The 13,301-nt window shown below is 67.8% G+C and carries 14 protein-coding genes and 4 pseudogenes; 10 read left to right on the forward strand and 8 right to left on the reverse strand.

Annotation, left to right across the window (positions count from 1 at the left end; translation table 11 throughout):
• Window positions 1-698: 698 nt before the first annotated feature.
• Window positions 699-1,034, forward strand: coding sequence for a hypothetical protein (locus EDD90_RS59390; RefSeq protein WP_398928997.1), 336 nt, complete (start codon window positions 699-701; stop codon window positions 1,032-1,034).
• Between the two features lie 264 nt (window positions 1,035-1,298).
• Here EDD90_RS59390 and EDD90_RS59395 read toward each other — a convergent pair.
• From EDD90_RS59395 to EDD90_RS53940, 4 genes and pseudogenes are all read right to left on the reverse strand, one after another.
• Window positions 1,299-1,517 (reverse strand): annotated as a pseudogene (locus tag EDD90_RS59395) (helix-turn-helix domain-containing protein); the annotation flags it as partial.
• A gap of 19 nt (window positions 1,518-1,536) precedes the next feature.
• On the reverse strand, window positions 1,537-2,949 hold the full coding sequence (locus tag EDD90_RS53930) for an NF041680 family putative transposase (protein WP_221305243.1): 1,413 nt from the start codon (window positions 2,947-2,949) through the stop codon (window positions 1,537-1,539).
• Between the two features lie 151 nt (window positions 2,950-3,100).
• A pseudogene (locus EDD90_RS53935) lies at window positions 3,101-3,202 on the reverse strand (IS481 family transposase); the annotation flags it as partial.
• Between the two features lie 71 nt (window positions 3,203-3,273).
• Complete coding sequence (locus tag EDD90_RS53940; protein WP_123982711.1) at window positions 3,274-3,639, reverse strand: VOC family protein; 366 nt, start codon at window positions 3,637-3,639, stop codon at window positions 3,274-3,276.
• Between the two features lie 92 nt (window positions 3,640-3,731).
• On the opposite strand from EDD90_RS53940, the gene EDD90_RS53945 reads away from it, so the two are divergent.
• A complete protein-coding gene (locus EDD90_RS53945; protein WP_123982712.1) occupies window positions 3,732-4,697 on the forward strand; it encodes a YafY family protein in 966 nt (321 codons plus the stop codon).
• Window positions 4,698-5,008: 311 nt separating this feature from the next.
• Here the strand turns inward: EDD90_RS53945 and EDD90_RS53950 are convergent.
• Window positions 5,009-5,248: pseudogene (locus EDD90_RS53950) on the reverse strand (transposase); the annotation flags it as partial.
• Window positions 5,249-5,293: 45 nt separating this feature from the next.
• A complete protein-coding gene (locus EDD90_RS53955; RefSeq protein WP_123982715.1) occupies window positions 5,294-6,916 on the reverse strand; it encodes an ISL3 family transposase in 1,623 nt (540 codons plus the stop codon).
• Window positions 6,917-7,222: 306 nt separating this feature from the next.
• Between EDD90_RS53955 and EDD90_RS53960 the strand changes: the two genes are divergently transcribed.
• Together EDD90_RS53960 and EDD90_RS53965 are read left to right on the forward strand one after the other, a co-directional pair.
• Window positions 7,223-7,522 carry a hypothetical protein gene (locus tag EDD90_RS53960; RefSeq protein WP_123982717.1) on the forward strand — a complete coding sequence of 100 codons (300 nt, stop codon included), beginning with the start codon at window positions 7,223-7,225 and terminating at the stop codon, window positions 7,520-7,522.
• 203 nt (window positions 7,523-7,725) lie between these two features.
• Window positions 7,726-7,980 (forward strand): hypothetical protein, encoded by a 255-nt coding sequence (locus tag EDD90_RS53965; RefSeq protein ID WP_123982719.1) that lies wholly within the window; start codon window positions 7,726-7,728, stop codon window positions 7,978-7,980.
• A gap of 150 nt (window positions 7,981-8,130) precedes the next feature.
• Here the strand turns inward: EDD90_RS53965 and EDD90_RS53970 are convergent, their stop codons facing one another.
• Window positions 8,131-8,577, reverse strand: a complete 447-nt coding sequence (locus EDD90_RS53970; RefSeq protein WP_123982721.1) for a peptidoglycan-binding protein — start codon at window positions 8,575-8,577, stop codon at window positions 8,131-8,133.
• A gap of 302 nt (window positions 8,578-8,879) precedes the next feature.
• Between EDD90_RS53970 and EDD90_RS58350 the strand changes: the two genes are divergently transcribed.
• The 6 genes and pseudogenes from EDD90_RS58350 (at window position 8,880) to EDD90_RS53995 (ending at window position 12,287) form a co-directional block, all read left to right on the forward strand.
• Entirely contained in the window at window positions 8,880-9,008 is a 129-nt protein-coding gene (locus tag EDD90_RS58350) for a hypothetical protein (RefSeq protein ID WP_260328858.1), read from the forward strand.
• Between the two features lie 576 nt (window positions 9,009-9,584).
• On the forward strand, window positions 9,585-10,040 hold the full coding sequence (locus EDD90_RS53975) for a 3'-5' exonuclease (RefSeq protein ID WP_185149733.1): 456 nt from the start codon (window positions 9,585-9,587) through the stop codon (window positions 10,038-10,040).
• Between the two features lie 87 nt (window positions 10,041-10,127).
• Window positions 10,128-10,496 (forward strand): annotated as a pseudogene (locus tag EDD90_RS53980) (transposase family protein); the annotation flags it as partial.
• Between the two features lie 384 nt (window positions 10,497-10,880).
• A complete protein-coding gene (locus tag EDD90_RS53985) occupies window positions 10,881-11,537 on the forward strand; it encodes a rod shape-determining protein (RefSeq protein ID WP_185149734.1) in 657 nt (218 codons plus the stop codon).
• 103 nt (window positions 11,538-11,640) lie between these two features.
• A complete protein-coding gene (locus tag EDD90_RS53990) occupies window positions 11,641-11,916 on the forward strand; it encodes a hypothetical protein (protein ID WP_123982726.1) in 276 nt (91 codons plus the stop codon).
• Window positions 11,895-12,287 (forward strand): hypothetical protein, encoded by a 393-nt coding sequence (locus EDD90_RS53995; RefSeq protein WP_123982728.1) that lies wholly within the window; start codon window positions 11,895-11,897, stop codon window positions 12,285-12,287. The genes EDD90_RS53990 and EDD90_RS53995 overlap by 22 nt, the downstream gene beginning before the upstream one ends.
• Window positions 12,288-12,838: 551 nt before the next feature.
• Here EDD90_RS53995 and EDD90_RS54000 read toward each other — a convergent pair.
• On the reverse strand, window positions 12,839-13,165 hold the full coding sequence (locus tag EDD90_RS54000; RefSeq protein WP_123982730.1) for a hypothetical protein: 327 nt from the start codon (window positions 13,163-13,165) through the stop codon (window positions 12,839-12,841).
• Window positions 13,166-13,301 lie beyond the last annotated feature (136 nt).

Raw genomic sequence — 13,301 nt, forward strand, 5'->3', positions numbered from 1 at the left:
CCACCCGATGCTGTGCGTCAATCCGTGATGCAGCCCTCGGAACTTGCTGAATACGTAGTCGCAAGCAAGTCCCCCGGCAAAGCTTCTCCATCGCCTGTGCCTGCTGTGTCGCTGGAATATTCCGTTGTCGTACCCGCTCTTGTGCACCGATGCAGCGAATGCTGTTCCACCCGCGATAGCGCAGCCGCCGCCTGCTGTGAAGGCACACACTCCGATGGACACATAACCCGCGAAGCTGGCAATACCCGACCGATGCTTGACTGTCCAGCGACGCACTCTCCGGACACCGTGCCACAGGCCCCGCCAGAATCGCCCGTCCAGGTCGTAGCGATCGAGCGGGTCGCCTCCGCAGTATTCGTACGCGTTGGCGCTGCCGCCGGGTACGGGGTCGACGGACAGGAAGCGTCCCGTGCGCGGTCGTAGAGGCGCACGCCCATGAGGGTGGCTCCGGTGACCGTCTCGCTGGAACGCTGCTTGCCGCCGAGCCAGCCGTAGCGGACGGAGGAAGTGTCGCGTCCAGGTGCCGGGTCGCGTCCCGGTTCCAAATCTGCCGGTTGGTGCCGGAGGTCTGCTGGCGGACGAGATCGTTGGTGTGGTAGCCGATCGTCGCACCGGACGCCTGGGTCGTGGTGCGGTCGAAGGCGTCGTACACCGTGCCGCTGGTGGTCGGCCGGTCTGCGCTGTCGTAGGTATACGACGTGGTGGTGGACCCTCGCCACGGGCTCGTTCGTGCCGTCCTCGGTCCGCACCGCGATCTTCTGCGCGAACACGAGGACTTCCGCGGCCGTGACGCGCTGGTAGCGCTCCACCTTCCCGTTGTTCCGAGGTGTGTATGGCTTGGTTCTCTGATGCCGGGTGCCTTGCCCGACGATGCGGGCAAAGTCGCCGGAGCGGTAGCAAGCGCCATTGTCGGTGACGACCCGGTGGATGTGGTTGATGCCGTGGGCGGCGAACCAGACCTTCGCCCGGGCAAGGAAAGCAGCAGCCGTCGCGCCCTTCACATCACCGAGCGGTTCTGTGTAGGCGAGCCGTGACAAACCATCGACGACGGAGCGCAGGTAGACGTAGCCACGCTTCGCCCCGGCCGACTTCGCCCGACTGGCGACCTTGGCCTGATCGCTGTCCCGGCCATGGATCCGCCACCCGCCGCCATCAGGGATCCGGCCGACCTTCTTCACGTCCAGGAGCACCATGTGTCCGGGCCGGCAGGCAGTGATCTTCCCCGGCTTCCGGTTGTTCTCACCGCCTGGGTCGGTGAAGCGGCGTTTGCCGGGGCCGAGCCGGGTCAGGTGTCGGCTGACAGTTCGCCGGTCGATCACAAAACCGATACTGACAAGTTCGTCGGTGATCCGTTGCGCGGACCACTTGTGCTCGCGGCGCCAGGACTCGATCTGCTCGATGACCCCTGCTGGAGTCGCGTTCGGACTCCGGTGCGGACTCGACGGCCGGTCTTGCAATCCCGCATCACCGTGCAGCCGCCAGCGATTTACCCACTTGCCGGTGCATGCGCGAGAGATACCCGTCTCAGCTTGATCATTAACCTCGCTGCTGTTTCAGGCGGACGTGTTCGGTGAGGGTTTCGATTCGTTTCACGGTCTTCCCCGGCTCGTGACGTGGGGCTGGCCTGCGGTTCTTCGAGCCGAGTGGGCGTCCGGGCCCTGGCTTGGAGGGTCTGGGCACGTCGGCGGGACGGGCGGTTTTCACGCGGAGGTGGCGGAACCCCCGGCGGACCCGGGCAGGGGTGAGCCGGCGCGGCTCGGAGGGCCGTTCCCAGGGGCGGCGGAGGTCCTCGGCGAGGGGCCGGGCAAGGCGGAGTTGGGTGTGGGCGGCGATGATCAGCCAGGTCCACAGGTCGGCCGTGTGTGGATCGCGGACCTTGGGGACAGTCCAGCCGAGGGTCTGCTTGAACAGCCGGAAGGTATGTTCAAGATCGAATCTGCGGAGGAACGCCTGCCAGCGGACGTCGACGTCCTCGCCGGTCATGCCGGTGCGCGAGGACCACAGCCACACCGGCTTGGGGTCGCGGTCACCAGGCAGGTACTCGACCTTCAGACGGATCAACGTGCCGTGGATCAAAGGGAGTTCACCGCAGTGGTCGAGCCAGGGGCCACGGGCCTGCAATCGGGGGTGCATCCGGTCCCAGGCGAGGGCTTCGGCCGTGCCGTAGCGGGTGGTGTCGCACGTCGTGGCCTGGTCAGGGGTGTGCCAGGACTCCGGGTTGGAGAAGGTGAGGACCCCGCCGTGCTTGCGGGGCTGCCCGCCACGCGGGGTGGAGCGACGCGGCCCGGCATCCCGGAGCATGACCCGGTCCGAGCGCAGCCGGCCGACCAGCTCGACGGGCAGGTCGGCCAGGACGTAGGCGAGGCGGGTCACGTCGTAGCCGGAGTCCATGACGACGAGGATGTCCTCATCGCCCGGCCGCCACTGCCCGGCGTGCACCAGCCGGGTGACCACCTCACGCAGCTGGGCGGCGGTGATTGCGGTGGCGTCGTCGGCCGGCCCGAGCCGGATCGCGTCCAGCACGGCTGTCCAGGAGGTCCGTCCTGTTTCCAGAGCGGCCACGAAGGAGTAGGGCCAGCCGGGGATGAACTGATCGGCGCTGCGGCCCCGCCCGTAGACATGGCAGAACAGCAACTCCGGACTGGTCGGGGCATCAGGGCGCAGCCAGTTGCTCACGTCCACGGCGAGGACGATCCGCCCGTCGGCGGCACGCGGCAGCGGGGTGGAGGCCAGCAGCCTGCGCAGGCGGCGCGGCTCCAGCCAGCCGTGGTTGACCGCGTCGTACATCGCCCCGTGCCCGCGCCGGTGCTCGGCCGTGAGCGTCAGCTCGACCAGCGAGGTGACCGGACCATCGGCACACAGCACTGCGTCGGTGAGCTCGAAGAGCGCATCCGCACGGCTGTAAAGGCAGTCGTAGAACTGGACACGAAAGTGGGACAGGATGCCCAACGCGGCCTCAGCAGACTGTTCAGCGGCAAGACTCTTCACCAGCGGCCGTTCCTTCACGCGACGTTGCTCGACACCTCGAAGCGTGAAGAACGGCCGCCCTGCTGTCTCAGGAACACACCAAGATCAGCAGGTCGAGTGACCAGCGAGGATAAATGCCAAGCTCAGCGGCGACGTGGGCGATGGGACGTGTCTGGCACCGCTTCACGAGCCGCCTACGGCCCTCGACGCTCAGGGGCGCCTTCGCGTGGGGCACTCGTCGTCCTCTCGAAGTCGGACGACGGCAGGCGCGACACCTGTCGTGCGCGCCTGCCGCATTGCGGCCTTTCAGTCCTGCGGTGCGACGCGGATACGGTTCCCGTCAGGATCGGCTGCGAGGAAGGTCAGCCCGAACCCCGCATCATGAGGCTCGCGCAGGATCGTGACCCCCTTGGACTTCCACTGCTCGAAGGTCGCGCTGACCTCGTCGGGTCCACCGTCGATGGCCAGGCAAACCTCACTGGTGCGCGGGACGTCCGGTGACAGACGCTCGAACTGGCCGGACCACAGACCGAGGTCAGCGCCCGGCCCGAGGTCGAAGGTGATGTATCCCGCAGTCTCGAACGAGGGGCCCATGCCGAGGAGGTCGCCGTAGAAGCGAGCTGCGGCGGGAGCATCGGTCACGTAGACGATGGACACGACGGATGTGGTCACGGCTGTTCCTTCTCACAGGAGGTAGGTACGCATCCACCAGCCTGACCGGGATATGCGCCGCATCGTGTCGCAATTCCTGAAAAAATTGGTGCGTGACCCCAGACCGCTTCTTCACCCTGATGCTCCTCCTCAAATCGAGGGATGCCGTGACCACACAGGAACTCGCCTCAGCGCTCGGGGTGTCCCTTCGAACCATCACCCGAGATCTGAACTGGCTCCGCGACGCCGGTCTGCCGGTGACCGCGCACCGGGGCCGCCTCGGAGGCGTGACCATGCTGCCCGGATCCGGACTCGACCTCACGCGACTCACACCGGGCGAGCGTGATCATCTGTCGCTCACCGGGCTGGATGAGAAGCAACGTGCGGAGCTCAACGCATCGGTCGAAAGCCAGCGCGCGCTCTCCAAGATTGCCGCTACACAGCCACGTCGAGTTCATGAACTCCTACGGCTCACCGACGTAGTGCACGTGGACAGCCGCCCCTGGCGTCAGGCACGAGCTTTCGGCACGACTCCGGCTTCGCTGATCGGCGCGGTGCGGCGAGGTCGCCGGCTACGGATCGAGTACGACAGCACACGCGAGTCATGCCCACGCGACCTGGTCGTGGATCCCTACGGGCTGTTCGCCAAGGCCGGCATCTGGTACCTCGTCGCCGACTGTGCCCGAGTGCCACGAATGTACCGACTCGAACGGATCACGACGTGGAAAGAAGTCGACCAGCCACGACGGATCCGCGAGAGCCAGACCCTGGCCACCGTCGCTGCAGCGCTCGTTGCTCAGTGGGAAAACAACCACGCGATAGAGGTCAGCGCCACCATCGACCAGACCCAGATCGAGCGAGCGCAACGGATCTTTGGCCTACGACTCGTCCGGGACGACCATGAAGAATCCGCCACCGGCCGCAAGGTAACAATCCGCTTCCTGCATCTGGAGGACGTGCGAGCACTACTGCCGTTCGGGAGCGCCATCACTGTGCACGGCCCCACCGAAGCCACGGCTCACCTCCGCGACCTCGCCACCAGTCTTGCCCAGCACTATGCGCCGTCACCAACGCCCTGAACCGCAACAACTAGGTTGCCCAGGGCGTCGCTCCCGCCGTGTGCGTCGCCCGAGTTTTGGAGGAGAGCGACCGCTTCCCTGAAGGACTCCGTGGCCCTGCCCACGTCACTGCCGCCGTCACGTAAGGCTTCGCCAAGGTTGCGCAGCAGAGCGGCACGCGCTCGGCCATCCGCCAGACCGTGGGCCGCGTCCAAAGCTAGTAGGGCTTGGTCAGATTCGTAGTGGTGTGGGTATGTCGCGGTGGCAGGTGGGGCAGACGCCGGTCCAGGTGGCGAGGAGGGTCTGCAGTTTGCGGACCACTTGGTAGAGGCTCAGTCCTGCGCCGCGCCTTTTGGGTCTTGTGCCAGTCGTCGCAGGGTGCAGAAGGCGTGGGCGGCGGAGACGAGGGTGACGTGGTGGTGCCAGCCGCTCCAGGTGCGGCCCTCGAAGTGGGCCAGTCCCAGGGCCTGTTTCATCTCGCGGTAGTCGTGCTCGATGCGCCAGCGCAGCTTGGCGAGCCGCACCAGAGTGGCCAGCGGCATGCCGGAGGGCAGGTTCGCCAGCCAGAACTGCACCGGTTCGGGGGCTCTGTCGGCGATCTTGTGACGCTGCCAGGATCATGGGCTGTGCAGGATGCGTTGGCGGAGCAGGTCGAGTTTGGCGCGGCCGAACCCGATGCGCTTGAGGAGCTTGACTCTGCAGACATGGCCTTCAACCTGGCCGGAACTCCATGGGCTGTTGAGGACGGCGGTGACAGCGTCGAAGTCTCGGCGTATGCCGTTGACCAGCGAGTGCAGGGCGGGCAGTTCGTCCTGGGTGACCCGGTCCATCCAGGCTGGGAGTTGATCGCCGCGGAGGTCGCGCATCATGTCGGCGAAGGCGCGGACGTGGCGTGCAACAGCGTCGAGGTGCGGGCAAGCGGCCCTGATCTCCTTGAGCTCTGTCGCATCGGCGTCCGAGAGGTGTCCGGGGTTCGTCATGATCCAGCGCACCACTCGGCGGGGCTTGGGCGCCGGCCGCGGTTTGGGTTGCGGCGCCGAAGGGTGCTTTGGCCTGGGGCTATGGGGCTTCTTGAAGGGGCGGAAGTAGCGGCGCACGCTCTGGATGTCGCCGGTGAAGCCCTGCTCGCGCAGTTCGCGGTGGAGCTGGGGAATGTCGTGGCAGCCCTCGTTCCACCGCTGGTGCAGATAGGGCTTGTGGATGTCCAGGATCGAGGCGCGGTTGACGGCTTTGACCAGGAGCTCGTCCAGGCTCTGGGCGCGGGCGAAGCGCCGCACGGTGGAGTGGTCGAGCCGCAGCTCGCGGCGGATCGCGGACAGTGACATCCCCGCAGCCAGCCGGTGTTGCGCTGCTTCGTACCGCTCCGTCGTGCGCGGGACCAGCCGCCGCGGTTTCCCCAGGACATCGAGCGTGCCGTCGGGTGGTTCGAACGGCTCGGCTTCGACTGGCGGCACCGCAGTGACCAGGGACTTCACGGGCGGCTCCTCAGTGACCGGGGGCGTGGCGAACGCGGTCCGGATGCACGGGTGGTGAGAGCCGACGGTCTTCTCCACGGCCTCAGCGAGGTTGCGCCACAAGTGCCAGGCGTCCGCGACCTGTTGTGCCTGGGGAGCGCCGGAACGCGCGCCTTCGGCGTATGCGCCGGCCCGATCGCGGCAGATGACTGCCACCTCGGGATGGCCACGCAGCCAGTCGGCCAGCGGATCGGCGTCCCGACCGGGCAGGACATCGAGCGGGCGGCGGGCCTCCAAGTCGACCAGGAGGGTGGCGTAGGTATTGCCTTTGAGCAGGGCGAAGTCGTCGACACCGAGGACCCGTACGCCTTGGTCAGGCGGGTCGGGTATCGCGCGCAGAAGGTTGAGGAGCGTGTCCTTGCCGACCCGGATCTTCAACGCGGCGGCCAGCCTGGCCCCGGGGCGTCCGGCCAGGAAGAGCGCGATGGAGGTGAGCGCGGCGCGCAGCAGTGGGGTGTAACGGGCATGCGGGCTGGCCAGCCCGGGGATCTGCTCGGCGAACGTCACTGCCGGACAGGCCGAGTTGAGGCATTTGAACCGACGCACGGTCAGCTCGATCACGACGGCCGCGCCGCCGAGTGGCGCATCGGACAACCGGCGGACGTAGCGGCCGTGCACCCTCCATGACGGCATCCGGCACCCCGTACATCTCGCTGGCAACGACGAGCAGGACGCACGTAACGTGACCGCCCTCGGCGGTACGCCTGGCCGACTCCACCACCACATCAGCTAAATGCGGTAGCAACCGCCCCAAACCCCCTGAATCGCACACCCGCTATATGCCCAGCTCAACCGCGAGACATCACAAGATCGCCGACAGAGCCGAAAATTCCCCAGGATCTGTGTGATCAGCGTCAGATGATTCCCCACCCCCGTAGTCACGATTCCCCACCGGAGTGCTGACCATCGCCCCGCCTTCAGGTGATCTGTCGGGCACGCCGCCCACCACCCCCGAAGTGACCGTCGGCGCGCACTCCTGCTCCGTCTTCCGGACCGGTACGCTTCCCCCCGGAGGCGGGGATGTTCATTGCGGTGGCTTTCGGCGCTGGTGGTGTCATCTGCCTTGCCATGGGCATGTGGTTCGTCCGGCGGCAACACCGCAGGCGCGCCAGCACCCTCGCGGGGTGGGGCGGACTCGCCCTCGGGGCAGCGCAGTTGATACATGCGGCAAACTCTCTGACCGGTGACCGCCAGCCACTCGGCGTCATCCTCGCCGGCTGCTGTGCGGCACTCAGTATCGTGGGCTACCTCCTGCTGGCCCGCGACCGGGACACGTACCGCAACGGTCACCGCAGCCGAAAGCGCCGGAAACTGCCCCCGATCCACCCGTGAGGGGTCGCGACCGCGGGAGAGGGTGCCACTCAGCGGCATCACTTCGGATGTCGGCACACAGACGGGGTTTGCGCGCGGTCCAGCACGCCACGACGGCTACGTCACCACCTCCCGACTGGCCCGATCCGCCGTCGTAGCCCCCACCGATATTCCATGCGGGGCCCTGCGCCGTGTCCATAGAATCCCGCTCGATGAAGAGACGCGTGCAGTTCACCGAGCAGGTTGTGCGGTTCCGTGACTACATGCCGACCGCAGATCGGGAGAAGTTCCTGCGGCTTGTCGACAGGATCACAGCTGATCCGGAAGGCGCCGACAGTCACCTAGCCTACCGGTCCGACACTGTGACGCGCGTGGCCTGGGAAGACCGCGTAATGGTCCACTACGTCGTGACGGGCTTCTTCGTGGTCGTTATCGAGGCTGACATCTACGACGCGTCGCGTGGTTTCAACGAGGTGTAAAGGTGAGCCGTTCACTTATGTGGAATCGGTTGAACCCGAAATCCTGGCGGGGCAGTCGGTGAGTTCGACTCGGAAGCCGGCGTCCGGTTCCGTGCCGGTCGAGCAGCCGGTTCGCTGCTCGACCGGCACGACGCACCCTGCGGGATCGGCTCAGCAGCCCGTGGCGTTGTAATTCCAGAACGCGGCCCTGGTCTGCGGTCCGGCGATCCCGTCGGGGGTGCCGGCGTTCTCGCCGACGGCGTTGAGGAACTTCTGCAGCGCCGTGATCGTGTTGGGGCCGACGACTCCGTCGACGTCACCGGCGTTGTAGCCCCAGGCGTTGAGCATCCTCTGTGCCGCCATCCAGCTGTTGGTGCCCAGTTGTCCGTCCTCGTTACCGGCGTTGAAGTGCCAGGCGTTCAGGCAGCTCTGCCAGTTCTTGGCCCGGGCTGTGTCCAGGCCGAGATTGTTCACCGCGAGGATCTGCCGGCTGCTGACCGCGGGCTTGGTGGCCTGTTGGGGGGCCGCCACGCTCGCACTCGCACCCGCAAGACCTCCAGCGGCAATGCCGACGACGGCAGTCGCGGCAACGAGTGCCCTGGCCAGAGAAGATCGCATTGCTCCCTCTTTCCGATCGACTGTGCAGGCTTTGGCGCGACCGCCCGCAGGGGCCGTCCGCGCCGCCCCAAAGCGTGCCAGGGGCGGGCGCCCAAATCTTGAGAAAATGCGACCTGATTTCTCGTATGACTTACTTCAGGCCATATTGTCGGTTCCGAACGGGAGACAGGTGGGAAAGCAAAGCACAAGAGCTCCCCGACCGCGGCGATGTGCGCGGCGCTCGAGGGACTCGTGGCCGAGCGGTCGCGTGGCTTCTAGCCTCGGCCCGGACGGATGAGGCGGCCGGCCGGTGCGGCAGGGAGGTGACCGAGTTCGAGAAGGCCGCCAACGACCAGGGCATCACACCTGGCCGGTTCGGGCGGTGGGCGCTTGAGGACGCCGAGCGGCTCGCCGGCAGCGGACGTCCTGGCCGCGCGGATGCTGCGACCTGAGCTGGCTGCGCAGCACCCGGAGATCCGGCGTCGGACCTGAACTACTGCATCGAGGCCGGATGGCTGACGCCGGTCAGCCACGAGCGCCGCACGGTGTGGTCGGGCGGCCGAGTCGATCGGAAGGTGGTCGAGGTACCGATGTTCCGGGCCAGGGACCTGGACGCTCTCAAGGGCATTCCCGGGGTGGACTGGGAGGCGGTGCGGGCGACCAAGCCCGGGTGGCCGTCCCCAGTGCGGGGCCCTCGCCCAGCTGGCGCCGAAGCGGGCCGCTGTCGTCCGCGCCTTCGTCGACGACCTGCGCGATACCTTCGACCTGCCGGTCTGGACGCGCTTCGCCAACCTCGACAACCTCTGGCCCATCGACGGGGAGCCGGGCCCGGACGACACCCCGTCGCGGGACGACATCGCCGCGCTACTCGTCAACAACCCGGTCGCGTCCCGTTTCGCCGACGGCATCCAACTACGCAGCGCGCAGGGTGAGGCCATCCACTGAGCGCGGCAGATGCTGCAGCCCGGCGTGGCCTGCCTGCTGGACGCCGAGACGCATGACCTGTGGGGCGGGTGAAGGAGGTCGCGGTGGTGGATGCCGCCACTGGGGAGGTTCTCCTGGAGACGCTGGTCAATCCGCAGACGCCGGTGACCTCCGGCGCCTTGGCCGTTCATGGCGCGAGTGACGCGATGGTCGCGGGTGCGCCGACGTGGGACCAGGTGCTGCCAGAGGTGCTGCGGGTCACCGGCGGATGGAAGATCCTCGCCTGCAACGCGGAGTACGACAAGACCGTTGCCGTGGCCGACTGCCAGCGCGTGGGCGCCAATCCGCATCACCTGAGCGGCCGCGGATCCTGGGGGTGTATCACGTGCAAGCGTTGTGACTGGGAGGGCCTGCGGGACTTCCTGCCGCTGACCGGTGGCCACCGTGGCCTTGGCGACGCGTGCACGGCGCTGGATGTCATGCGCTCCCTGGTAAAAAGCCGTGGGTTCGCGTTTTCCGAAGGAAACTCGGAGCCGAACCGACGGCTGGTGCAGCCGTAACCGTGTTCGGACGGCCCGGGGTTTGCTCGGGCACGCCGAACCGGCGGCGGCAACCGTGGTGAGTGCAGGCCCCACGCCCTGACCGGGGTGGTGACCGACCCGGCCGGACGACTGCTCTGGATCTCACCGACGCTGCACGGCCGCACGCACGACCTCACTGCGGCCCGCGCCCACCGGATCATCCGGATCCGCGAACGCCAGGGCGTTCCGGTCCTCGCCGACCGTGCCTACGTGGGAGACGGCCCGTGGGTGACGACACTCCTCAGACGCCTGCCAAGACGCGACCTCACGCCCACCCAGCAAGCAGTCAACCGAGCACTGTCCACCCAACGGGCGCCGGTCGAACGCGGCGGTGCACGACTGACGTCGTGGCGGATCTTCCGCAGGTTCCGGTGCAGTCCGAATCGAATGTCGTCCATCTCCGCGGCCGTCCTCGCCTTGCAACGGCAGCGCTGAAAGATCTCACTGAATGTCGTCAATCATCTAAGATCGCCGCACGGAAAACGGTGCGAGGTGGCCGCGTGCTCTGGTGGGCTCTGAACGCGATACGAGTGCAGGTGACGGGGCGCAGCGGCCGTTACTCGCAGGTGGTGTTGGAGCTGGCCTGGAATCCGGGCCCGGGGGCGGATGCATCGCTTGCGGCGCACGTCCTGGCCGGTGTGCCGCAGCCGGCGCAGCTGTGGGCGCCGATCGGGACGGTGGTCCTCGTGGCACCCGGAGCCGGTGCACACCCCGGCGTGCAGCCGGCCGTGGACAAGGTCCAGGAGCTGTGGCCGGCGGCGGTGGTCACGGTGGTGGACGAGACAGTGGCCGCCCTGGCCGGTGCCGGCCGCGTGTGTCGTGGTGCACCAGGACGGGCTACGCACCTCGGTCGCTGTCGTCGCCGGGCGCGAGGCGATCGCCGGTGATCTGGCGACCGGTGGTACGCGAGGTCTGGCCCAGGCGGTGGTCGAGCATCTGCGGGCCGAGCACCGGCTCGATGCCAGCCTGGAGCAGGCGTGGGCCGCCGTCGTTCACGGCAGCGTTTTCGCTCCATCGTCAACGGTGCCCGGGCCCGTCTACGGGTCGATGATCACCGAGGATCGTGTCTTCCCTCCGCAGCCGGGCAAGGTCACCTTGTCGCCGGCCGAACTGCGCGCCGTCGTGGCCCCTGCCTACCAGCCGGTGATGGGCCTCGTGGAGCAGGTGCTGCGTGAAGCGCCGCCGGAGACCGTCCGGCAGGCGGCCGCCGACGGGCTGCTGCTGACCGGCCCGCACGTGCCGGGAGCGGAGGACCACCTGACGGATCTGACCGGGCTGCCCGCTCGTCGGGTGGTCGAACCGAAGGCAGGGCTTCACCGCCCCCAGGTCCTGCTCGACGGGGTGGCCCGTGTGCTCGCCGAGAAGCCGCCTGCCCCCGTCATCGCCGAGCACCGCACCGACCTTGCAGAGAAGTTGCAGCTGCTGGAGAAGCTCGGCCTGCGGCCACCACGTGATCTGAACGCCGACGACAGGTAAACCCCCATGCGAAGCGCCCCGGGCCGGGACTTGTGCCGCTTCCGCGGGCCGATCACCACACCAAGGGTGGGCATCACACCGGAACAGACTTGGGGAGGAACCGGTGAGCACTACCGGGCGGAGGTGGCTCGTGCGGTTTTCGTGGGCGGCACTCGCGGTGCCGGCCAGCGCGGCGCTGACGGCGATTGCGTTCGGCCTCGTCTACGGTGCGTCGCTGACGCCCGTCGGATGGCGGAACACGCTCGTCATGGGCTTCGTCGGGGTGGTGTTGGTGGGGGGTCTGATGGGGTTGGCGTTCGTCCTGTACGACTTTCGGACGGAGAACACAGAGGAGAGCGCGCAGGTACGGAGATCGCGGTGGCCATCTGCGTCGCTGTGACCATGTTCGTGGGGTGGATCGTCCTGAAGGACCAGGCGTTGCACGAGCGTGGCCGACCCGTCCGGGCGGTCGTGACGGCTCTGGAGGGCAGCGCCAGCCCGTTCGATGCCGGAACGGAAGCGATCCTGGCGGACGCCTCCCACCACCCGCTCGGCGCCATCGGCGCGGGGGACCTCGCTGTCGGTGACCACATCACCGTCACCGTCGATCCCCGGGGGAGGTACGGCGTCCGTGCCGGCCCGCCGCCCGGCCATCCCGAATGGCTCTGGACGCTGTCCGCCCTGATCGCCGTGGTGCAGGCCCTGCTCGTCGCCTCGATCGGTTTCAGTGCGGCCAGGGCGCGGGAGCACTGGCCGCCTCGGGGCAGGTGAGCCGACTCGGCTGACGGCCCGCAGCCACGCCGCTTGATCGGCGACGTGGCCCGCGGCATCGGCCTTGTTCCCGTCTCGGCATCTGCCGCCTGGCACCCCGCACGAAACACCGCCCTTCGTCCCAACTCAATCTGCCATTGACGGCGTTGGCCTCACATACGATCGACCTGCTCACGTCGTCGTACGCAGCGGGGCACAGACAGCAAGCAGAGGGCACTCGCCGAGTGCCTCGTCGTCCTCACCTGCTGAGCAGACTTCTGGCCCGTCACCACGGCGGAAATGGGTGACGGACCAGGCTGACCTGAAGGTACGCGGCAGCAGCCGGTGGTGCGCCCCCTCTTGGCCTCGACGCACCACCGGTGACGTGAGGCATCGCGGCCCGGCTCGTGCTCGGGGCGCCGACGGCGCCCCGAGGGTTCCACGAGGCGTACAGCCTGGTCGCCGCCGACGACATCGCGGACGCCTCACTTTCCGTGCGGGCCCTCCTTGTCAGCCGTAGGCGACTGAGTTGTTACAGCCCGCTGGGGCACCTCGGCGCACGGGCACCCATCTCAGGTCGCATCTGTCTGCCGCCCCTCGAGTTCCCGCCTGGCGGCAAACGCCTTCGCCAGCACCGTGGTGCGGTAGGGATTCGCGGCATCCAGAGCCGATGCCACCGCAACCGCCTCATCCAAAAGCGCCAGCCGCTGCTCTGGCAGCTCCCGCACCAGCGACGACGCGCTGACCTCCACCAGAACGTACGCCAGCTTCGACCCGTACACCTCCGGCTCTACCTGCGTCAGCAGGCGGTAGATCCGCAAGCCCTCGACGCCGCGAACCACCCGCCGGTTGGCACTGAGCAACTGGACCCTCGCCCGCATGACCATGTCCTGATCCATCGATCCCCCTTCGCTCCACCACCCTCACCGCACCCGTCCCATGACGAGACAGCACGACGAACGCGTCGACACCCGAGAACGGATGCCGACACGGACGTCGGAAAGTGGATGACGACGAGTCTGCGGGCTGGCCAGC

Origin of the sequence: Streptomyces sp. Ag109_O5-1, from assembly GCF_003814875.1 — a bacterium.
GTDB lineage: Bacteria > Actinomycetota > Actinomycetes > Streptomycetales > Streptomycetaceae > Streptomyces > Streptomyces sasae.

Coding starts and splice junctions, on each gene's coding strand:
- EDD90_RS54000 (WP_123982730.1), bottom strand. CDS start 13,165: ATGGATCAGGACATGGTCATGCGGGCGAGGGTCCAGTTGCTCAGTGCC.
- EDD90_RS53970 (WP_123982721.1), bottom strand. CDS start 8,577: ATGCGATCTTCTCTGGCCAGGGCACTCGTTGCCGCGACTGCCGTCGTC.
- EDD90_RS53955 (WP_123982715.1), bottom strand. CDS start 6,916: ATGTGGTGGTGGAGTCGGCCAGGCGTACCGCCGAGGGCGGTCACGTTA.